General features: G+C 63.0%; 18 protein-coding genes and 1 tRNA gene. 10 read left to right on the forward strand and 9 right to left on the reverse strand.

The features are described from left to right. Positions 1 to 7: 7 nt before the first annotated feature. Both NW848_RS05775 and tpiA read left to right on the forward strand, forming a co-directional pair. Positions 8 to 1,780, forward strand: coding sequence for an AMP-dependent synthetase/ligase (locus tag NW848_RS05775; protein WP_414510744.1), 1,773 nt, complete (start codon positions 8 to 10; stop codon positions 1,778 to 1,780). 9 nt (positions 1,781 to 1,789) lie between these two features. Further along, positions 1,790 to 2,596: a triose-phosphate isomerase gene (gene tpiA / locus NW848_RS05780; RefSeq protein WP_414510745.1), complete on the forward strand. Its 807-nt coding sequence runs from the start codon at positions 1,790 to 1,792 to the stop codon at positions 2,594 to 2,596. A 3-nt stretch (positions 2,597 to 2,599) separates the two neighbouring features. On the opposite strand, the gene pyrF is transcribed toward tpiA, so the two are convergent. From pyrF to NW848_RS05795, 3 genes are all read right to left on the reverse strand, one after another. Next, a complete protein-coding gene (pyrF, locus tag NW848_RS05785) occupies positions 2,600 to 3,268 on the reverse strand; it encodes an orotidine-5'-phosphate decarboxylase (RefSeq protein WP_414510746.1) in 669 nt (222 codons plus the stop codon). 9 nt (positions 3,269 to 3,277) lie between these two features. After that, entirely contained in the window at positions 3,278 to 3,802 is a 525-nt protein-coding gene (locus NW848_RS05790) for a TlpA family protein disulfide reductase (protein ID WP_414510747.1), read from the reverse strand. 46 nt (positions 3,803 to 3,848) lie between these two features. Further along, positions 3,849 to 3,922: transfer RNA gene (locus NW848_RS05795), tRNA-Gln, on the reverse strand. A 444-nt stretch (positions 3,923 to 4,366) separates the two neighbouring features. On the opposite strand from NW848_RS05795, the gene NW848_RS05800 reads away from it, so the two are divergent. Both NW848_RS05800 and NW848_RS05805 read left to right on the forward strand, forming a co-directional pair. Then, positions 4,367 to 4,624 carry a DUF4212 domain-containing protein gene (locus NW848_RS05800; protein WP_414510748.1) on the forward strand — a complete coding sequence of 86 codons (258 nt, stop codon included), beginning with the start codon at positions 4,367 to 4,369 and terminating at the stop codon, positions 4,622 to 4,624. 11 nt (positions 4,625 to 4,635) lie between these two features. Continuing rightward, positions 4,636 to 6,378 carry a sodium:solute symporter family protein gene (locus tag NW848_RS05805; protein ID WP_414510749.1) on the forward strand — a complete coding sequence of 581 codons (1,743 nt, stop codon included), beginning with the start codon at positions 4,636 to 4,638 and terminating at the stop codon, positions 6,376 to 6,378. Between the two features lie 7 nt (positions 6,379 to 6,385). On the opposite strand, the gene NW848_RS05810 is transcribed toward NW848_RS05805, so the two are convergent. Then, positions 6,386 to 7,411, reverse strand: a complete 1,026-nt coding sequence (locus NW848_RS05810; protein WP_414510750.1) for a hypothetical protein — start codon at positions 7,409 to 7,411, stop codon at positions 6,386 to 6,388. A 79-nt stretch (positions 7,412 to 7,490) separates the two neighbouring features. Here NW848_RS05810 and purL point away from each other — a divergent pair, with 79 nt between their 5' ends. Together purL and NW848_RS05820 are read left to right on the forward strand one after the other, a co-directional pair. Then, entirely contained in the window at positions 7,491 to 9,764 is a 2,274-nt protein-coding gene (gene purL / locus NW848_RS05815; protein ID WP_414510751.1) for a phosphoribosylformylglycinamidine synthase subunit PurL, read from the forward strand. Positions 9,765 to 9,781: 17 nt separating this feature from the next. Beyond that, positions 9,782 to 10,036: a hypothetical protein gene (locus NW848_RS05820; protein WP_414510752.1), complete on the forward strand. Its 255-nt coding sequence runs from the start codon at positions 9,782 to 9,784 to the stop codon at positions 10,034 to 10,036. A 4-nt stretch (positions 10,037 to 10,040) separates the two neighbouring features. Here NW848_RS05820 and NW848_RS05825 read toward each other — a convergent pair whose 3' ends face one another. After that, complete coding sequence (locus tag NW848_RS05825; protein ID WP_414510753.1) at positions 10,041 to 10,772, reverse strand: hypothetical protein; 732 nt, start codon at positions 10,770 to 10,772, stop codon at positions 10,041 to 10,043. Between the two features lie 85 nt (positions 10,773 to 10,857). Here NW848_RS05825 and NW848_RS05830 point away from each other — a divergent pair, with 85 nt between their 5' ends. After that, positions 10,858 to 11,076 carry a hypothetical protein gene (locus NW848_RS05830; RefSeq protein WP_414510754.1) on the forward strand — a complete coding sequence of 73 codons (219 nt, stop codon included), beginning with the start codon at positions 10,858 to 10,860 and terminating at the stop codon, positions 11,074 to 11,076. A 57-nt stretch (positions 11,077 to 11,133) separates the two neighbouring features. Here the strand turns inward: NW848_RS05830 and NW848_RS05835 are convergent, their stop codons facing one another. Genes NW848_RS05835 through NW848_RS05845 form a run of 3 tightly spaced genes read right to left on the reverse strand, consistent with a single transcriptional unit; the run spans position 11,134 to position 13,343 of the window. After that, entirely contained in the window at positions 11,134 to 11,349 is a 216-nt protein-coding gene (locus NW848_RS05835) for a helix-turn-helix domain-containing protein (protein WP_414510845.1), read from the reverse strand. 27 nt (positions 11,350 to 11,376) lie between these two features. Then, complete coding sequence (locus NW848_RS05840; protein WP_414510755.1) at positions 11,377 to 12,303, reverse strand: ABC transporter permease; 927 nt, start codon at positions 12,301 to 12,303, stop codon at positions 11,377 to 11,379. A 2-nt stretch (positions 12,304 to 12,305) separates the two neighbouring features. Further along, positions 12,306 to 13,343, reverse strand: coding sequence for an ABC transporter permease (locus NW848_RS05845; RefSeq protein ID WP_414510756.1), 1,038 nt, complete (start codon positions 13,341 to 13,343; stop codon positions 12,306 to 12,308). A gap of 59 nt (positions 13,344 to 13,402) precedes the next feature. On the opposite strand from NW848_RS05845, the gene NW848_RS05850 reads away from it, so the two are divergent. From NW848_RS05850 to NW848_RS05860, 3 genes are all read left to right on the forward strand, one after another. Beyond that, entirely contained in the window at positions 13,403 to 14,002 is a 600-nt protein-coding gene (locus NW848_RS05850) for a Uma2 family endonuclease (RefSeq protein ID WP_414510757.1), read from the forward strand. A gap of 84 nt (positions 14,003 to 14,086) precedes the next feature. Next, positions 14,087 to 14,878, forward strand: coding sequence for an FAD-dependent thymidylate synthase (gene thyX, locus NW848_RS05855; RefSeq protein ID WP_414510758.1), 792 nt, complete (start codon positions 14,087 to 14,089; stop codon positions 14,876 to 14,878). 78 nt (positions 14,879 to 14,956) lie between these two features. Next, positions 14,957 to 17,527, forward strand: coding sequence for a CehA/McbA family metallohydrolase (locus NW848_RS05860; RefSeq protein WP_414510759.1), 2,571 nt, complete (start codon positions 14,957 to 14,959; stop codon positions 17,525 to 17,527). A 170-nt stretch (positions 17,528 to 17,697) separates the two neighbouring features. On the opposite strand, the gene NW848_RS05865 is transcribed toward NW848_RS05860, so the two are convergent. Continuing rightward, positions 17,698 to 19,548 carry a hypothetical protein gene (locus NW848_RS05865; protein WP_414510760.1) on the reverse strand — a complete coding sequence of 617 codons (1,851 nt, stop codon included), beginning with the start codon at positions 19,546 to 19,548 and terminating at the stop codon, positions 17,698 to 17,700. Between the last annotated feature and the right edge of the window lie 35 nt (positions 19,549 to 19,583).

The raw sequence follows: 19,583 nt of genomic DNA on the forward strand, positions 1-19,583 counted from the left end.
CAAGACGATGGCTGTCGATACTTTGAGCAAGGCGTTTTGGCGGAGCGTGGAGCAGCATGGCGAGAAGCCCGCGCTGCTGGTGAAGCGCGAGAAACAGTACCGTCCAATCACCTACACTGAGCTGGGTAGGCGCGTCTATGCCTTCGCGCGCGCCCTCCACGAGCTGGGCGTCCGCAAAGGCGATCGCGTGTCTATCCTCTCCGAGAACTGCCCCGAATGGGCTATCACCGACTGGGCGACGCTGTGTCTGGGCGCGATTACCGTGCCCATCTACCCGACGCTCACTGCCCCGCAGGTGCAAGAGATCCTCTGCGACTCGGAGCCGAAGGTGCTGGTCGTCAGCGACAAGAAACAGCTGCGCAAGGCGTGTGAAGCCGTCGAGGGCACAGGGCTTAGCCCCCAGATGATTAGTATGGAGTCTGAAGGCGTGGGGGAGACGCCTACCTTCGAGCAAATGCTCAATCAGCCTGGCACACTCACCGAATCGGAGCTGCGCGCTCTCGTAGAAGCAAGCCAGCCCGACGACATCATCACCTTCATCTACACTTCAGGCACTACAGGCGAGCCGAAGGGCGCGATGCTCACCCACCGCAACCTCATCTCGAACATCGAGGCGGCGCTACAGATTATCGATTGTCGCCCCGATGATTTGTTCTTGTCGTTCCTGCCGCTGAGTCATGTGTTCGAGCGGATGGCTGGGCACTTTCTGCCGATCTACGCGGGGCTGACGATTGCCTACGCCGAGAGCCTGTTCACGCTGGCGAACGACATAGTGGAGGTCAAGCCGACGCTGATGTTGGGCGTGCCGCGTTTTTATGCGTCGGTGATGGATCGGATTCTGGCGTCGGTGCGCCAGATGCCGCCACTGCGCCAGAAACTGTTCTATCGCACGCTGGAGGTCGGCAAGGTCTATTCGCGCTGCGTGCGGGAAGGACGCTCCGTACCGCTGGGGATACGGCTGCAGCATGCCGTGCTGGATAAACTGGTGGCTGCCAAGATTCGCGAGCGCGTGGGCGGGCGGCTGCGCTTCTTTGTGTCGGGCGGCGCGGCGCTGCCCAAAGAGGTCGCCGAATTCTTCCACGCCTTCGGAATCCTGATTCTGGAAGGCTACGGCTTGACCGAGACCAGTCCCGTGCTAACCGTGAACCCCAAAAACGCACCGCGCTTTGGAAGCGTCGGCAAGCCCATCCCTGGCGTGGAAATCAAAATCGCCGAAGATGGCGAGATCCTCGCGCGCGGACCGAACATCATGCTGGGCTACTACAAAAAGCCCGAAGCGACCGCCGCCGCAATCGACCCCGACGGCTGGTTCCACACGGGCGATGTGGGGTACATGGACGCCGACGGCTACCTTTACATTACCGACCGCAAGAAAGACATCATCGTGCTGGCAAACGGCAAAAATGTCGCCCCACAGCCCATCGAGAACCTGCTCAAGCAGAGCGAGTTGGTGCAGGAGGCGGTTGTGTACGGCGACGGGATGAGCGCGCCCGTCGCGCTGATTGTGCCGAATATGGACGCCCTGCGCGCCTTCGCCAAGCAAGAGGGTATCGAGGCGGACGACGACGCGCTGCTGAACCACGACGCTGTGCAGAAGCGGTTCCGCCAAGAGCTGGAGCGCGTCAACCGCGAGCTGGCGGACTTCCAACGCATCAAAGGCTTTCGGCTCATCAGCAAGCCGTTCAGCATCGAAACGGGCGAGCTGACCCCCACGCTAAAGGTCAAGCGGCGCGTGGTGGCGGAAAAGTACGCGCATCTGCTTCAGGAGATGGCGCGCTGAGGTGACTCTATGCGACGACCCTTGATTGCAGGCAACTGGAAGATGCATCGCACGCCTTCGGAGGGCGCGGCGCTGGCGACCACACTGCGCCAGCGCATCGGCATGCGCTCCGATGTGGAGATTCTGCTCTGCCCTGCCTTCGTCGCGCTGCAAGCGGTCGCGGAGGCGATTCGAGGTAGCGAGATGAAGCTCGGCGCGCAAAATGTGTTTTGGCGCGATTCGGGCGCGTTCACGGGGCAGGTGTCGCCACCGATGCTGGTTGCCGTCGGCTGCGAGTATGTGATTCTGGGGCACTCGGAGACGCGCGGCAGGTTCGGGGTCGACGATTCCGAGCTGGACGCGAGCCTGCTGTCCTACTTCAGTGAGACGGAGGCGACGCTGAATCGCAAGTTGCGCGCCGTGCTGCCGCATGGTCTCAAGCCCATCCTGTGCGTCGGCGAGACACTCGCCGAGCGCGATGCGGGGCAGACCGAGCAGGTGATTCGCACGCAATTAGAAGGCGCGTTGCACGGGCTGGCGTCCGACGAACTCTACGAGCTGGTGATTGCCTACGAGCCTGTGTGGGCAATCGGCACGGGGCGAGTCTGCGACGCGCCAGAGGCGAACCGCGTGTGCGGCTTCATTCGCCAGACGCTGCGCGAGCTTTATGACGACGAGCTGGCGGAGTTCGTGCGCATTCTGTACGGAGGCAGCGTGAAGGCGTCGAATGCGCACGCGCTGCTCCACCAGCCCGAAATCGATGGCGCGCTGGTCGGCGGCGCGAGCCTAAATGCTGAGGAGTTCGAGCGGATTAGCTACTGTGCGCCGCGCCGGTAGGGATTACTCCTTGGGTTGCAGCAGCGCGCGCCCCATTACGAGGTAGTCTGCGCCCCACTGCAGTGCCTGTTGGGGAGTAGCGACGCGCTTCTGGTCGTCTGCATCGTATCCAGCGGGGCGTACGCCTGGCGTCACAATCAAGAACGGCGGCGGCAAGCGTCGGCGCAGCACGCGCGCTTCCCACGGTGAGGCAATTACGCCGTCCAGCCCCGATGCATGCGCCAGTTGCGCCAAGCGCAGTACCTGCGCGCGGGGCGTGCGCGGGATGCCCACTTCGCGCAGCGCGTTGGCGTCGAGGCTGGTCAGCACCGTGACGCCCATCAGCAGTGGCGGGTTCGGCAGATCGGCGACTGCCGCACGCGCCGCACGGAGCATCTCCGCCCCGCCCAAACAGTGCAGCGTCAGCATCCAGACCCCAAACCCCGCCGCCTGACGCACCGCCAACGCAACCGCGTGGGGAATGTCGTGGAACTTGAGGTCTAAAAACACGCGCTCTGCGCCTGCCTCGCGCAGCGTGCGCACAATCGGCAACCCGTGCCCCATCGCCAGCGCGCCGCCCAACTTGAACGCATAGACCCGCTCGCGATACCGCTGTACCCACTCGCACGCTTGCCCCAAGTTCGGCGTGTCCAGCGCAAGGATTGTCCGTGCGAGGATGGCGTCGCCTATCATTCGGTCTATCTACCTACGCGCCCACTTGCTCGCGCGAATGGCTTTCTGCAGTTCGGTCTCGAATCGCTGCTCGATGCCCGGTCCGTAGCCGATTTGCACGAACTGGATTTTGCCGCGCGCGTCGATGATCACGAAGTGCGGGATGCCTCGCACGCGATACTGGGCTGCGACGGAGCCGTCCGTGTCCATCAGCACGGTGAAGGTGTAGTTGTGGCTCTGCATGAATTGGCGCACGGTTTCGGGGTCTTCTCTGAGATTAATCGTGAGGATATGCGCGTCTTTACCGTATTTCTCAGCAAGTTTCTGCGTATGGGGTAAGGCGCGTCGGCACGGTCCGCACCAAGTCGCCCAGAAGTCGATAAACACGGGTTTGCCGCGCAGTTTGCTCAGCTCGACGGTCTTGCCGTCCAGGGTGTCCAGTTTAAAGTCGGGGGCGTCGGTACCCACAGGCAAGCCGCGCTCTTGAAGCAGGGCGTGCGCGCCCAGCGCGGTCAGCGCAACGGCTACGGCAATCTGCCACCATCGTTTGGTCATCAGCGGTTTCCTCCAGAGGGGAGTATACCATACGCGGGGGACATTCTGGCTGCCGGGGGTGGATTCGAACCACCACTACCAGATCCAAAGTCTGGCGTCCTGCCATTAGACGACCCGGCAACGCGCATGCAGTGTACCCGATAGCAGCCGTACGCATGCAAGCCCTGTCCGACGCCCTCGACGCCGTTTTCCACACCTCGCGAATTTCGCGAGTCTGGGAGTCATGAACCGTCGCCTGTTTCTCTCAGGGCTACAGGCAAACCCGATTTTTGCGGGCTGAGTAGTGAGGGCAATCCGCAGGAATCACGATATACGGAAGCGAGTTAATGATTTCAGAGGCGCGGTTGGCAGTGCCCTTCTACCCCCCCTAAAGTAGCGAACACCGTCGCCAGCCTTCGAGGGCGCAGCAAGGCGCGCCGCGTCGCGGACGGCAAGGCTGGCAGTGGAGCCAACCAGCGCCTCCCACAGGTGGGTACCGACCCCGACCCTGTATGCAGGTATACGCAACAGTTTGCCTGAGAGTTCCCAGCAGGATTTCCAGCGGTGGGGGAGTATTTTTCGCCTATGCGTGGGCAGAATCCCCTTCGCGCGTACTGGCGCGCCAATGTGCGCTTGATAGCGACGCTATTGGCTGTCTGGTTCATAACGGCGTATCTTATCAGTATCGTCCTGGCGCCGTGGCTGAACCAGTTCCGATTGGGCAGCGCGCCCCTCGGCTTCTGGTTCGCCCAGCAGGGCAGCATCTATGTGTTCATCCTGCTCATTTGGATTTACGCGCGTCGGATGGACGCGCTCGATCGGCAGTACGATGTGCATGAATAACGGAGGTCAGAATGTCAGTAGAGGTCTGGACTTATCTGCTTGTTGGGCTGAGTTTTGCACTCTATTTATATATCGGCTACACTTCGCGCGTGCGCGACACGAAGGGGTTCTATGTCGCGGGGCGTGGGGTGCCGCCGGTCGCCAACGGCGCGGCGACCGCCGCCGATTGGATGAGCGCGGCGAGCTTCATCTCGATGGCGGGGCTTATCTCCGTGCTGGGCTACGACGGCGCAATTTACTTGATGGGCTGGACAGGCGGCTATGTGCTGCTGGCGTTGTTGCTCGCGCCCTACTTGCGCAAGTACCGCAAGTTCACCGTGCCCGACTTTGTGGGCGACCGCTACGCCTCCAACGCTGCGCGCACGCTTGCCGCGATAGCGACCATCTTCATCTCGCTTATCTATGTGGCGGGACAGATGCGCGGGGTCGGCATCGTGTTCAGCCGATTCTTAGCCCTCGACATCGCGCAGGGCGTGCTAATCGGCGTTGCGGTGGTCGCCTTCTTCGCGATTTTGGGCGGGATGAAGGGCGTCACTTGGACTCAGGCGGCGCAGTACGCGGTACTCATTATCGCCTACCTAATCCCTGGCGTCGCGCTGGCGTACCTGCTGACGGGCAACCCAATTCCGCAGTTGGCATTCGCGTTGAGCGACATCAGCGAGCGCATCAACCAAATCCAGACCGATTTGGGCTTCGGCGAATACACCGCACCGTTCCAGAGCAAGCCGATGCTCGATGTGCTGGCAATCACAGGCGCGCTGATGGTCGGCACGGCAGGGTTGCCGCATGTGATTATCCGCTTCTACACCACGCCTGATGTGCGCTCGGCGCGCTACTCGGCGTTCTGGGCACTACTATTCATCGGGCTACTCTACACCACTGCGCCCGCGCTGGCGATGTTCGCCCGCTACAACCTGATTAGCACGCTGCACGACAAACCCATCGAGCAGGTGCGCCAAATCGACTGGGTCGCCAAGTGGGAGCAGACGGGGCTACTGAAGATTACCGACAAGAACGGCGACGGCATCGTGCAAATCGCGAAGGGCAAGGCGTTCCAAGAGAAGGGCGGCAAGCCCGACTTCAATGCGCCCGACATGTCGAATCCGAACGAGGTGTATCTGGACAACGACATCATCGTACTGTCGACGCCTGAGGTGGCGCGCCTTGCGCCGTTCGTGATTGCGCTGTTGGCGGCGGGCGGGCTGGCAGCCGCGCTTTCAACAGCGTCGGGGCTGCTGATTGCCATGTCCAGCGCGGTGGCGCACGATTTGTATTACCGCGTGTTCAACCCGCGCGCGCAGGAGCGACAGCGCCTGCTGGTCGGGCGGCTGGCGATGGTACCCGCGCTGGCGGCGGCGGCGTACTTGGGCATCAACCCGCCTGGGTTTGTGGCGCAGGTGGTGGCGTTTGCGTTCGGGCTGGCAGCGTCGGGGCTGTTCCCTGCGATTCTGCTGGGCATCTTTGACCGTCGGATGAACGCGCAGGGCGCAATCGCGGGCATGCTGGTCGGTCTGACCTTCACCAGCGTCATGATTGGGCTGATGCGTGCGCCGCAACTCTTTGGCGCGGCACAACCTGTCATCAAGGACTTTTTCGGGATTAGCGCAGAGGGCATCGGCATCGTGGGCATGGTGCTGAACTTGGTGACCGCGTTGGTGGTCTCGCGCCTGACGCCGCCGCCCCCGATGCACATCCAAGAGATTGTGGACAGCATCCGCATCCCACGCGGGGCAGGCGAGGCGCTGGACGAGTAAAGGCGGGCTAACTAAGCGTACAAGACCCTCCGTTGCACAGCGCGTCCAACGAGCGGGGATAGCTAATCGTCCCGCGCCAGCGGGCAAGCCAGCGCAGCCGCCATGCGCTGGGCAGGTGACCTCGCCACTCGTAAAACACGCCTGTCAATCCGCTTGCACGCGCGCCCTTGATGGAGGATAGGCGGAAGTCGTTCACGGACACGCCTTTGGGCAGGGACGGCGCGACGGCGTCGTTAGCAACCTGCTCCAGCGTGAACGCCGCGCGAATGCGCCTGTGCGACTGCTCAATTGTCGCCCCTATCTGCGTCGGCAGTTGCCGCAAGTCGGGATGCAATGCCTCAAGGGTGTAGGACGCGCGAACTCGCTTGGTGGACAGCCGTAGCCCTGCCAACCGCTCGCCTGCAAGCACGAGTGTGAACTCCACCCCGTCGCTCGGTCGGCGCAGCACAAGCGTGTCGCCCTCTTGCGCATAGTCCCCTAGACGCGCGCCGTACACCGAAGCAATCGGCGTCCCCGACAGCAGTAGGAAGTCCACCGTTCCAAACGGGTACAAGCAGCCAATCTCCAGCGGCGCAGGATGTGCTATCGCGGGTTCGGGCGTCTTGTAGACGCTGGCGATTGCAGACGACGGATAGCCACGGCAGTAGGAGTAGCCGATGCAGTAGTCTTTGCCGAACTCTACAAGCGTATCTGCGGGTAGCCACAGGTCGGGGTAATCCTCCAGCCCAAGCACAGGCGCGCGCGTCTCTATCGTCAGAACTGTGCGGTTTGGGGAATGGTGGACGCAGATTGTCCCGCTGAAATCCAGTCGCGCGCCCTGCAGTACCGCCTCGCGAATGGCGCGCGCCCTGTGTTCGGGCAGCGGGGCGCCTCTGGAGCGCTCCACCCAGCGGGCGCGCGCCTCTGCCACGCTTTCAGGGCGCGGGAACTCCTGCACCGCGCCTGAAAACCGCCACGCCAGTTTCGCCCGACTCGTTCGAAGCGACTGGTGCGCTCGCGAAGCTCCCTCAAGCCACTGTTGAACGGCATGCATTTCACATACCCCCAACTCCTATAAGCATACCCGAAGAGGATTGTTGCTCACCCCCATACTTCAGGTACACTCCTTGCCGATGACGACCTACCGCCGTGCGCCCGAAGTGTGGCGCGAGATGGGGCTGACCGACGCCGAGTACGAGCGCATCGTGTCGCTCATGGGGCGCGAGCCAACCGATGTGGAACTCGGCATGTTCGCCGTGATGTGGTCGGAACACTGCGGCTACAAGTATTCGCGCCCCGTGCTGCGCCTGTTCCGCAAGTACCGCGAGTCGCTGGAGGGCGCGGGCTTCGAGAACGCAGGCGTCGTGCCGCTGGACGATAGGCTGGGCATCGCCTTCAAGGTGGAGAGCCACAATCACCCGTCGGCGGTGGAGCCGCATCAGGGCGCGGCGACGGGCGTCGGGGGGATTATTCGCGACATCTTCACGATGGGCGCGCGCCCGATTGCGATCCTCAACTCGCTGCGTTTTGGACCCTTAAGCGAGCCGCGCAACCGCTACCTGTTCGAGCATGTGGTGGAGGGCATCGCGAGTTATGGCAACTGCATCGGCGTGCCGACCGTCGCGGGCGAGGTCTACTTCCACCCGTGCTATTCGGGCAACCCGCTGGTGAACGCGATGGCGGTGGGCGTCGTGCCGCTGGACGGCATCGTGTCGGCGCGGGCAGATGTGCCTAACAGCGCGGTGATGTATGTCGGCGCAAGCACGGGACGCGACGGCATCCACGGCGCGACCTTCGCCTCCGAAACCCTCGGCGACGACCAAGAGGAGAAGCGCCCGAATGTGCAAATCGGCGACCCGTTCATGGAGAAACTGCTGATTGAGGCGACGCTGGAAGCGATTGAGACGGGCGCAGTGCTGGGCATGCAAGATATGGGCGCGGCAGGGCTGACCTGCACTACCTGCGAGCCGACCTCCAAGTCGGGCACAGGCGTGGAGATCGACACCAGCCTCGTGCCCACCCGTGAGGCGAACATGACCCCCTACGAGATTATGCTTTCCGAGTCGCAGGAGCGGATGCTGCTCTATGTTCAGGCGGGGCGCGAGGAGGAGGTCGCGCGAGTGTTCCGCAAGTGGGGGCTGAACGCCGTCGTGATTGGGCGCGTGATTGAAGAGCCTGTCGTGCGCGTGCGCCATCGGGGCGAGGTGGTCGCCGAAGTGTCGCCCGACCACCTCACGAAAGCGTGCCCGACCTACACGCTGCAGGCGGACGAGCCTGCGTACCTGCGCGAGGCGCAGCGATTGGAACTTGCGGAAGTGCCCGTCCCCGACGATATGAACGCCGTGCTGCTCGCGCTGTTGGAATCGCCCACGATTGCCAGCAAGCGCTGGGTGTACGAGCAGTACGACTGGCTGGTGGGCACGCAGACGATTCTGCCGCCAGGCGCGGGCGACGCGGCGGCGTTGCGCATTCGCGGCTCGGAGCGCGGGATTGCGCTGACGATTGACTGCAACGCGCGGTATTGCTACCTGCACCCGTATCGCGGGGGGCAGATTGCGGTTGCGGAGGCGGCGCGCAACCTCGCCTGCGTCGGCGCACAGCCCCGCGCGATCACCGACTGCCTCAACTTCGGCAACCCGCAACGCCCCGAAATCTACTACCAGTTCGAGCAAGCCGTGCGCGGAATCGCCGACGCGAGCGAGTTTTTCGAGACGCCTGTCGTGTCGGGCAATGTGAGTTTCTACAACGAGAGCGAGTTCGGCGCGGTCTACCCCACCCCCACAATCGGCATGCTGGGCATACTGGAGCGTCCCGAAGATGCGGTCGGGATGGGCTTTCGCGCGGCGGGCGATGTGGTGCTGCTGGTGTGCCCCGCATCCCGTCCCGCCGACGCCGAGCCGCACTTCGGGATTGGCGCAAGCGAGTATCTGTATGTGCAACACGGGCTGGAGCGCGGCGCGCCTGACCCCGTAGACTTGGCGGCGGAGCGCGCCTTGCATCGGCTGCTGGTTGAATTGGCGCGTCGTCGGCTGGTGCGCTCGATGCACGACCTGAGCGAGGGCGGGTTTGCCGTTGCGCTGGCGGAGTGCGCGCTGGTACATGGCGTCGGCGTGCAGGTGAACCTCACGGACGCTGCGAGCGAGGGCGCGCCGCGTCCCGACGCCGCGCTGTTCGGTGAGCGGCAGACGCGCGTGATTCTCTCGGCATCGCCCCAGCATGTGAACGCAATCGTTGCACGGGCGCAGCAGCTTGGGCTGGCGTGCTATGTGATTGGCGAAACGGGCGGCGACCGCCTGACCATCCGCTGGGACGGCGCGTCGCTTATTGACTTATCGCTGGAGGAGTGCCGCGAGGCATACGAAGGGGCGATTCCGCGCTGGTTCACAAGGGCAGACCTGCCAGGCTGAGGTATACTGACAGTGTTATGGGACGCCTTCGCGTGTTGCACGGCAGCCGAGAGCAACTGATGGCTTACCTACGGTGCCATCCCGAAATCGAGCGGCTCAGCCTGCTCATTTCCGAAGGTGACGATGGGGCTGAGTGCGTGGACGCTTCTGGAACGGGGACAACCCGCGTTCGAAACGGCGTTCCCTTATTCCCCGATGTGCCGAACCCAGTGCCTGTGACTGTAGAGCTGGTGAACCAGTTGCTCCATGAAGAAGAAGCGACAACGGATTGACCTGCTAAATCCCCGCCTGCTGAGCGTACACCTCGCGCTCGTAAAGCCGCACGAGCGTCTCGTAGTCCACAAACTTAACCCACGAGCGGATTGCGTCGAACGCAGAGGCAGTGATTCGCTTTTGGAACTCTCCCTGCCGCTCCCTGCGCGCGACGATGTAGAAGCGCACCCGAAAATCCTGAAACTCGGCAAACTTGATGAGCGCGTTGTTGAAGTCGGTCGTGTGTTCAATCTCAAAGAAGCTGTTGGGGAACAGCCCCGCCTCGCGCCTGTGGAACCAAATCACATCGACCATCTGGGCGCGCTGGCACAACGAATCGTAGGTGAAGCGCGGAAACTCCTGCAAGGAGACCCGCGCTCCCAGTGGCTCTCCCAGAAACAGCTTGCTCCTATCGGGTTTCGGCGCGAAAACTTCGTAGCCGCGCAGCCTGCCAATCATCAGCGCAAGCCCCTGATAATAGGTGTGGTCGAACGCCGTCTGTTGCTCTTCGGAAGCCGCTTCGCCAATCTGTAGGCGGTTCAGGATTGGGTCGCGTTGCGCCGTTAGTCCCCACAGTCCAGGGCGTATTCGGAAGAAGCGCGAATCCATCTGCAGGATGCGGTGCACGGTGGCGAAGGGCGTTTTTGTGCCCCAGTTCTGAATGGGGATACGCTTGTAGAGGTCAGCGAGCGTCGCATAGCCGCCTAACTCCACGAGAGCGCGCTCCACATCACCCGCCTGTGTCTGCCTGCGCATAGGCGCGGTTCTCCTTCACTCCAGCGAAGCGCCCAAATTGTACCTCCAGCTGCCCACTGAAAGGCACAACAGAACCTGTTGAACCATGCCCAAGTTGACGATCGAAGTAGACCCTAAAGCCTGGCAGCTGCTTCACCAGCAGGCTGAACTTCGGGGGCTGACCCCTGAAGCACTGGCGCAGCAACTTCTCTTGGGTGAGCTGCGCGCGGGAGAAAAGAAAAGCCGCGGACAAGACTTGGACAACGAATTGCTTCACGCAGCAGCGCTGCATCGAGGCTCGCTGCAGCGCGTACTCACCACATAAGAACTCATCGATACGCTGCCGATGGCGCGTGAGTTCTTCTACTCCATCTGCGCGATACTAGACATGCCGCTTTTGGACGGCGCGCGGAGTGACGCCGACGAGGGCGGCGGTCTGTTGGAGGGTGTTGCCGCGTCTGAGCAGGGCGAGGGCGTGGAAGCGTCTGGCAATGTGGCTGTAGGGTTCGTCGGCAGGGCGTTTCTGTTCCGCGAGCCGTTTTCGTCCGCGTATAGGTGTTCCTCCTGTGTGTGCGATTGCGGGATAAGTGTACCCTATTTACGAACCGTGAACCGACGATTGGTATTAGTTTCCCAAATCGGAGGGCGGCTTCATCCTGCCCAGTAGCCCCATCAGCGCAATCACCGTGAGCAGGTAGGGCAGCATCAGCAGCAGGTCGGTCGGCAGTTGCACGCCGAACACGGGTTGCCCCTGCAGGCGCATCTGCAGCGCCTCGAAGAAGCCGAAGCCGAGCGCTGCACCCGCTGCGCCCAGCGGATGCCACCTGCCGAAAATCAGCGCGGCAAGCGCGATAAAGCCCCGCCCCGCACTCATGTTCTCGCGGAACTGTCCCGTCGCCGCCAGCACCAGAAACGCGCCCGCCATTCCCGCCAGCGCGCCCGACAACAGCACGCCCAGATACCGCAGGCGCTTCACAGGCACGCCCATCATCCGCGCCTTCTGCGAATCGTTGCCCACCGCGTACACGCGCAGCCCCCAGCGCGTGCGCATCAAAAGCACCAATAGCACGAACGGCAACCCCAGCGCAAACAGCGTCAGCCAGCTCTGGTCTTTCACCAGCACATTCAGCAGCGGCAGGTTCTCTAGCCCGCCGAGCGACACCGCGCCGAAGGTCGGCACAACGGACGACTCGCCTGCCTCTTCACGCGGCACAATAAGCTGCCGAAACAGGTAGGTGCTTAGCCCCAGCGCGAGCAAGTTAATCGCCACGCCGCTGACGATGTGGTCGGTGCGCCACTCTTGCGTGGCGACGGCGTGCAGGAGCGCGAGCGTCAGCCCGACGAGTATGGCGCACGCCAAGCCGACCCACAGCGAGCCTGTGAGCAGCGCGCCCAGCGCGGCGGCGAACGCGCCCATCAGAATCTTGCCTTCCAAACCGATGTTGACCACGCCGACGCGCTCACTCAGCAGCCCGCCCAGCGACGCCAACATCAGCGGCGTTGCCTGCCGTATCGCCGTGCCGAACAGTTCCGCATCCAGAATCCCGCCCATCGTTAGCCCTCCACGCGCCGCTTGCGCAGGTAGACCGCCGCGATATAGAGTATCAGCGCCGCCTGTACGACGACGGCAATCTCTTTGGGCGCGCCCGTCTCGGCGTGCAGGTGGTACGCCCCGCTGCGCAGCGCGCTCATCAGGTACGCCGAGAGCAGTATCAGCGCGGGGTGGTTGCCCGCCAGCAGCGCGACAGCGATCCCATCAAAGCCGTACTCGGCGGGGAAGCCCTCGAAGAAGCGGTGCTGCACGCCGCACACTTCGATGGCGCCTGCCAGCCCCGCCAGCGCGCCCGACAGGAGCATCGCTTCCGTCATACGCCGTGCGGTCGGCGCGCCTGCCGCGTCCGCCGCGTCGCGGTTCGCGCCTGTCGCCCGCATCTCGTAGCCCCACACTGTGCGATAGAGCGCGAGCCACAGCCCCAGCGCGACCAGCACGGCAATCGCCAGCCCCCAACTCGCTTGCAAGAACGCCTCGTGCAGCAGAGCAAGCCGCGCGGCTTCCGCTATCGGCGCGGTTTGGGGCGCGTCGCCTGCGGGGTCTTTCAGCCGTTCCGTCACCAGCCAGTGCGTCAGGTACAACGCGATGTAGTTGAACATGATGGTGGAGATGACCTCGTGCGCGCCGCGATGCGTCTTGAGCCACGCAGGTGGGAACGCCCAGAGCGCGCCTGCGAGCGCGCCCGCCGCAAGCGCGAGCGGCAGGTGCAACGGCGCGGGCACGCCTGCCTGCGTCCCGACCCACGCCGCCGCCAGCGCGCCCACCAGCAGCTGCCCTGCCGCGCCAATATTAAAAAGCCCCGCTTGCAACGCGACCGCCACCGCCAGACCCGTCAGCACCAGCAGCGTCATGTCGTGCAGCACGGCGTCCCACGCTTCCAACGGACCGAACGCCTCGCCGCGCGGGTAGCCCGTCGCGCCCTGCAGGATAATCTGGAAACTCTCGCCGAGCGGTTTGCCCGCCGCCAGCACCAGCACGCTGAGCACCGCCAGCACCACCAACGCGCCCAGCAACGCAGGCGCAATCCGCGTCCGAAGCATCACCCGCGTAGGTTCGCCTACAAGTCGCTGATTCCTGTAGGGCTGGTATACTTCAGGCGATGGCGAGCCAGTCGGAACGGCAATCTCCCGCACTGTCCGAGAGCTGCGCGGCGGAGCGGTTGCGCTTCACGCCGGAGATGTTCCATCGGCTTGGCGAACTGGGCGTGCTGGACGACGCCACACGCTACGAACTCATCGAAGGAGACATCTACGCCATGCCCCCCGAAGGTCCCGAACACGCCACCGTGCGCACGCGCCTGATGTATCGGATACTCGCGCTGCCTGCAGGCGAGTGGCATCTGCGGGTGGAAGCGCCGCTGCGCCTGGGCGCAAGCGAACTGGCTCCTGAACTCGCTGTCGTGCCTGGGCGTGTGGAGGACTACGCCGCGCAGCACCCAGCGACCGCGCTGCTGGTCATCGAGATTGCGGCGACCTCGCCCCAGCGCAATCGCGAGTTGAAGTTAGGCGTCTACGCGCGGGCGGGCGTGCCCGAATGCTGGCTGGTGAACCTGCCAGAGGGGTGCATCGAGGTCTACCGCGAGCCTGCAGGCGACGCTTACAAATCCGTGCGCCTCTACACGCCCGACGAAGCGATTGCGCCCCTGTTCGCCCCTGAATGGGCAGCGCCCGTCGGTGAGTTGCTGAGCGTCTCGGCGTAGTCGCGCGGCGGTTCATCGAGTTGTTTGCGCCCACAAAGCGCGCAATCGGCAGGAAACCTTGGGCAAACCGCGAAGGGGTATGGTATGGCAAAACGCGGCGTGATGGAGGTCTCGCTCATCTTCCCTGAAGCCGAGACGATTCGCAAGTATTATCGGGGGCTGATCTACCTGGCGGCGCGCACCTGCTACAGCGAGAAGACGCCCCAGCAAATCTGGGACGAATTCATTACCGACAAAACGCCCCCCGAACGGGTGATGAAACTGATTGAGCATGTGATCGAATCGGGGCACCACAGCACGATCGAGCATATCAACTTTACCTTCGCGATTTCGGGGGTGAGCCGCGCGCTGAGCCACCAACTGGTGCGCCACCGCATCGGCGTCGCCTTCGACCAGCAGAGCCAGCGCTATGTGAAATACAAAGAGCCGCAGTATGTCACCCCGCCGAGCATCGAGGCGAACCCCGACGCCCTGCGCGAGTTCGAACGCCTCCGCGACATGAGCGAGGAGGTTTACCACCGATTTTTAGAGCAGGGCATCCCCGCCGAAGATGCGCGGTTCATCTTCCCCAACGCTGTGACGACGAACCTGATTATGACGGTGAACCTGCGCCAGCTGATGCACATGGCGGGGCTGCGCCTGTGTACCTTGGCGCAGTGGGAGATACGGCAGCTGTTCAAGCTCATCCGCAAAGAGGTAATGGCAGCAGACCCCTACTTCGGACGGCTGCTCGTGCCCAAGTGTGTGCCGCTCGGCTATTGCGACGAGAAGCGCAACGAGGACGAACACTGCCGAATCCGCCCGCACAAAAACTCCGTGTTCCGCGTGTGGGAACTTTATAAGCGGGGCGCACTGGTGGAGCGGGAAACATCATAATCCGATGACCTCGCGCCTCCTATGCGCAACGGCGGTATACTTTCACTGACCCACGGGTCAAATGCGCGAGGTGGTGCGATGAAACGAGCACTGGTGCTACTGGGCGTGCTTGGCTGGCTGCTGAGTGTGCAGCTGGCGTATAGCGTTTCCGACACGAGCAAGCGACTGCCTGTGCCCTCTGCAAGTGTCGCCGAACTGGTGCGAGCGACGGCAAACGACCTGCCCAACGGACCCAAAGCAGACGGGCGACCTGGCGACTATGTGCTGCGCAACCGTGTGGCGACCTTCGTGATTGCGGGCGACCGACCGACGCACGGCTACGGGCGTTTCGGCGGCAGGCTGATAGACGCCGTGCGCCATGAAGACGGACGCCAACGCGACTTCCTCGGCGAGCAGTTTTTCGGGATTGCCGACTCACGCGGCTTGCTTTTTGCGCGCACGCTGCGCCCCACTGCCTTCGAAGTCGTCTCGGCAGGCGGCGCGGGTAAGCCTGCCGTCTTGCGCGTGCAGATGACCGACGAACGCCTGCCGCTAATCGACCAGACGACGCGCCTGCCCAGCCAGCCGCTGGGCGTCCAGGCAACCATCACCTACACGCTGGAACCCGACTCGCCCACCCTGCTGGTGGAGGCGCGCCTGCAGAACACGAGCGACCGCCCCCAAAGCTACACGCTGATACTCGCGTGGATTCAAGACGACGGGATGCAGATGTACCTGCCGCCGTTCGGCAACGCGAAGGCGGCGCAGAGCGTTGGGGCGGGGGCAGGCATGCTGGCGCTGGTGCAGACCTTGCGCGGCGAAATCCCCTACGCTGCAGCAGTCAACCACGCCCTGAGCTACGGGCTGTTCCCGTTTGGCGACAGGTTCCCCGTCGTGCAGAAGGTGCAAGACATCTACCTCTTCACGCTGCTGGCAGGCGGGCGCGCGGAGCCGAACGGGAGCGTCACGGCGCGTTGGGCGTTCACGGTTGGCAACGGCGAGACGGAGACCGTCCGCGCCGAACGCAACCGCCTCCTACAGCGTGAACCTGAGCAGACGCTGGTGCAAGGCACAGTGCAAAACGGTGGCGGCGCGCCGCTTGAGAACGCGCGCGTCTATCTCTTCCAGCAAAGCGGCGAAGCAGAGCAGTTTGTCACCGTCGTGCGCACGGATGCGCAGGGACGCTTCGCAGCGCGCCTGCCGCAAGGCGACTACCGCGCGATGGCGTTCGCCGACCACCACACCCCGCAGGAGTTCCGCTTCAGTGTGCCCACGAGCGTGCTGCCCAGCGTGAGCCTGCCCGAACCTGCGCAACTGCGCCTGCGCGCGACCGACCTGCTCGACCGCCCGATGCCGACCGCTGTGGTGTTCCAACGGCTGGATGAGCCGCGCGTGCGCGCCCAGCGACTGCTCTACGGCGAAGAGGGCAACTACGGCAACTGGACGCGCGTGCATTACAGCCTCACAGGCGACGAGACGCTACAGGTGGAGCCTGGACGCTATCGCATCACGCTCCTGCGCGGATTCGAGTACGAAATCGCGCAGCTGGAGTTCGACCTCAAGGCAGGCGACCGCGCCGAGTTCGCCGCGCGACTCGCCCTCACCGCTCCCCTGGAAGGCTACCTCTCAGGCGATTACCATTTGCACACCCTCGCCTCACCCGACTCGTTCGATTTCTTCGAAGACAAAATCGCCTCCTATGTGGCGATGGATGTGCATATCATGGTCAACACCGACCACGACTACCATGTAGACCTTGCGCCGACGGTGCAAGCGATGGGGTTGCGCAATCGCTTGGCGACCATCGTCGGCAACGAGATTACCCCGCTGAACACCATCGGGCACTTTAACGCCTTTCCCCAGCGCTACGACCCAAACGCTTGGAACAACGGCGCGATTGAGTGGTGGGATCGCAAGGCAGGCGAGATATTCGCTGCCGCCCGCAAAAACTACGACGGCGATGTCATCGTGATGATTAACCACCCCCGCGCGCCGACGATGGGCTACTTTATCCACATCGGCTTAGACCCCAAAACGGGCGAAATCAAGCGTCCCGACGAACTCAGCGAGGACTTCGACGCCATCGAGGTGATGAACGGTATGAGCGTCGCCGCCGCCGAAGCCGTGATGCAGGACTGGTTCTACTTCCTCAACAAAGGCAAGCGCGTGTTGGGCATCGGCACGACCGACAGCCACCATGTGTTCCGCCTGCAGCCAGGGCTGCCGCGCACCTATGTCTACTTTGGGCATCGCGACCCGTCGCGCGTGACGCCCGATAACCTCGTGAAGCAGCTGCGCAAGGGCGACTTGGTGGTCTCCAGCGGTCCCGTGCTGACGCTGACCGCCGCCGACCCAAAGCGTCCGCGCCAGCGCGTGCGCATCGGCGACACGCTGAAACTGCAGGGCGACGCGATTCAGCTCGAGGTGCAGGCGCGCGCGGCATCGTGGGTGCGTGTCAAGTCGCTGCAGGTGATTGTGAACGGCGCAGTTGTGCGCGAGGAGCCGCTGAACCAACCTGACGGCAAGCCGCTGGACTACAAGGCAACGCTGACCGTGCCCGTGCAGAGTGAGCGCGGCTGGGTGCTGGTGCGCATCGTTGGTGAACGGTTCACCGCGCTGTTCGCCGACGCGCCGATGGCGTTCACCAACCCCATCTATTGGGAGCGGTAACACCAATCGCTGTACCAGACTTCACAAAAAAGCGACAGTCGTTCACCCCCTCCTTAAGGTTCCCCCTGCACGCAGGGGGAGCCAATCCCTGCGCGGTTCCCCTCGCGCAGCGGGGGGAACCTTACGGAGGGGGGCAATTTATGAACTCTGGCTGCGCAGTCGGTACAAGTTCACTTCCCGCTCTGTAGCGATTCGAAGTAGCGTCTCACGCGCTTGCGCTCGGCGGGCGGCACATTCTGCTGACTCAACGCCTGCTCCGCCTTCTTCTGATAGGTCGGCAGTGCCTTTGTCAGCGGGATGGAGCTGCTACCAGGCGTTGGGGGCGCGTTGTAGTCCATGTAGTCGCCTGCGCCAGGCACCAGCGGCGGCTGACCGCTGATGGCAGTGTCCTTCATCGGAATCTTCAGCTCAGGCTGTTTGTCGCCCTGATTGAACAGCTCAGGCTGCCCGACGAACTCGCCCTTGTCCCACGCCTGCTTCTGCTTCGTGCCGAACGCTCCACCCATACCCATACCAAGCCCAAAGCAGTTGCCCATGCCCAGCCCCAAGCACGCGCCTTGACACTGGGATAGCTCCTTCATCTGCTTGACCTGCTCCAGCAGTTGTTGCGCCAGCTCGCGGATTTTCTCGTCAGTGTTATACTTTTTCGCAAGTTCCTCCAATTTACGCTCCAGCTCCTGCAGGCGTTTCTCGATTTCCTCTTGGGTAAGCTTGCGCTGCTGGGGGTCTTGCTGCTGGTTGAGCTTTTGCATCTGCTCGGCGAGCTTGCGCAGGTGTTCCATCGCCTCTTTGTAAGCGGGGTCGTTCATCAGCTTGCGCAGGAACTCTTGCGCTTCCTGCGAGAGCTTCAGCGCGCGCATCTGCTGCTGGAGCGACTCCAGCTGCTTTTTGAGCTGTTCCCTCTGCTCTTGGGTCAGCGGGTTGCCGTTGGCGTCTTTACCCGACTGGAGTTGCTTCTGGAGTTCGTCGATTTGGCGTTGCAGGTCGTTCATCTGCGCCTGCAGGTTCGCCTGGTTCGGGTTCTGCATCGCCTGCAGGGTCGCCTGCAGCCGCTGGAGTTGCTGCTGCAGGTTTTGCATCTGCTGGGCGCTCAGGGGGCGTCCTTGCAGGTCTTTGCCCGACTGAAGTTGCTGCTGCAGGTTTTGCATCTGCTGTTGGAGTTGCTGGTGGAGACCCTGGAGTTGTTGTTGCAGTTGCGGCGGGAGTTGCTTCTGTTGATTAGACTGCTCCGCCAGTTTCTGCAGTTGTTCGCCTGCGGTCTGGGCTTTTTGGGCGGCTTGCTCCAGTCGCTTCTGGGTCTGCTGTTCCAGTTTACGCGCCTCGTCGAGGATTTCGTTGTAGCGCAGCAGGGCTTCCTGCTTGTTCATCTTGGCTTCGCGGGCGCGCTTGTTGTAGAGTTCCACATTCTGCGCGATGCGCTTAGTCAGCTCGTCGGCGTCGGGCTTTTTCGCTTCCTCAAGGATGGGCTTAGCGACTTCCTGAATCTCCTCTGCCGCTTGCTTGATCTCTTTCTGTTCCTCGCGCCGTTCGGGAATCGTGATTGCCAAGATTTGGGGCAAAAATTGCACAAACAGCGTCAAGGCGACCGCGCCTACGAACAGTTTTTGCCATCTGCCAAACCGCAGGCGCAGAATGCGTTTCGGGTCTGCGTTCTGCAGCGCGTTCTGGGCGTCTTCAAGGAGGGGTAAGTCAAACAGGTGCGCACCGTCGGTGTGTTCCATCGCAGTCTGCAGGCGGTCTTTGAGTCCTGCGCGTCGGTCGATGAGTTGCGCGACTGCCGCGTCCGAGACGCGCAGCAGGAGTCCGTACAGTATGCCCATCAGCACGCCCGCTAAAATGCACGCGCCCAACTGTGATGGATAGATGGTCAGCACGCCGCGCCAATCAAGAAGGCTCAGCAGTGTTGCGACGAGCGCGCCTGCTACGCCCGCCATCGCGCCGTAGCGCCACATCAGCAGGATGCGCACCCGCCGTCGGTACGGGCGCAGGCGATCCACCCAGTTCAAAGCGTTCAACGCCATCGTGATACCCCCAACTGCCCACAGTATACCCGCCC

Source organism: Synechococcus sp. RC10A2, assembly GCF_047502605.1.

What these genes read in the sequence shown, in the direction of transcription:
- NW848_RS05810 (WP_414510750.1), bottom strand. Translation starts at nt 7,411, where the DNA reads ATGCATGCCGTTCAACAGTGGCTTGAGGGAGCTTCGCGAGCGCACCAG.
- NW848_RS05830 (WP_414510754.1), top strand. Translation starts at nt 10,858, where the DNA reads ATGCCCAAGTTGACGATCGAAGTAGACCCTAAAGCCTGGCAGCTGCTT.
- NW848_RS05865 (WP_414510760.1), bottom strand. Translation starts at nt 19,548, where the DNA reads ATGGCGTTGAACGCTTTGAACTGGGTGGATCGCCTGCGCCCGTACCGA.
- pyrF (WP_414510746.1), bottom strand. Translation starts at nt 3,268, where the DNA reads ATGATAGGCGACGCCATCCTCGCACGGACAATCCTTGCGCTGGACACG.
- NW848_RS05850 (WP_414510757.1), top strand. Translation starts at nt 13,403, where the DNA reads ATGGCGAGCCAGTCGGAACGGCAATCTCCCGCACTGTCCGAGAGCTGC.
- NW848_RS05840 (WP_414510755.1), bottom strand. Translation starts at nt 12,303, where the DNA reads ATGGGCGGGATTCTGGATGCGGAACTGTTCGGCACGGCGATACGGCAG.
- purL (WP_414510751.1), top strand. Translation starts at nt 7,491, where the DNA reads ATGACGACCTACCGCCGTGCGCCCGAAGTGTGGCGCGAGATGGGGCTG.
- NW848_RS05800 (WP_414510748.1), top strand. Translation starts at nt 4,367, where the DNA reads ATGCGTGGGCAGAATCCCCTTCGCGCGTACTGGCGCGCCAATGTGCGC.
- NW848_RS05860 (WP_414510759.1), top strand. Translation starts at nt 14,957, where the DNA reads ATGAAACGAGCACTGGTGCTACTGGGCGTGCTTGGCTGGCTGCTGAGT.
- thyX (WP_414510758.1), top strand. Translation starts at nt 14,087, where the DNA reads ATGGCAAAACGCGGCGTGATGGAGGTCTCGCTCATCTTCCCTGAAGCC.
- NW848_RS05805 (WP_414510749.1), top strand. Translation starts at nt 4,636, where the DNA reads ATGTCAGTAGAGGTCTGGACTTATCTGCTTGTTGGGCTGAGTTTTGCA.
- NW848_RS05820 (WP_414510752.1), top strand. Translation starts at nt 9,782, where the DNA reads ATGGGACGCCTTCGCGTGTTGCACGGCAGCCGAGAGCAACTGATGGCT.
- NW848_RS05845 (WP_414510756.1), bottom strand. Translation starts at nt 13,343, where the DNA reads ATGCTTCGGACGCGGATTGCGCCTGCGTTGCTGGGCGCGTTGGTGGTG.
- NW848_RS05825 (WP_414510753.1), bottom strand. Translation starts at nt 10,772, where the DNA reads ATGCGCAGGCAGACACAGGCGGGTGATGTGGAGCGCGCTCTCGTGGAG.
- NW848_RS05775 (WP_414510744.1), top strand. Translation starts at nt 8, where the DNA reads ATGGCTGTCGATACTTTGAGCAAGGCGTTTTGGCGGAGCGTGGAGCAG.
- NW848_RS05790 (WP_414510747.1), bottom strand. Translation starts at nt 3,802, where the DNA reads ATGACCAAACGATGGTGGCAGATTGCCGTAGCCGTTGCGCTGACCGCG.
- tpiA (WP_414510745.1), top strand. Translation starts at nt 1,790, where the DNA reads ATGCGACGACCCTTGATTGCAGGCAACTGGAAGATGCATCGCACGCCT.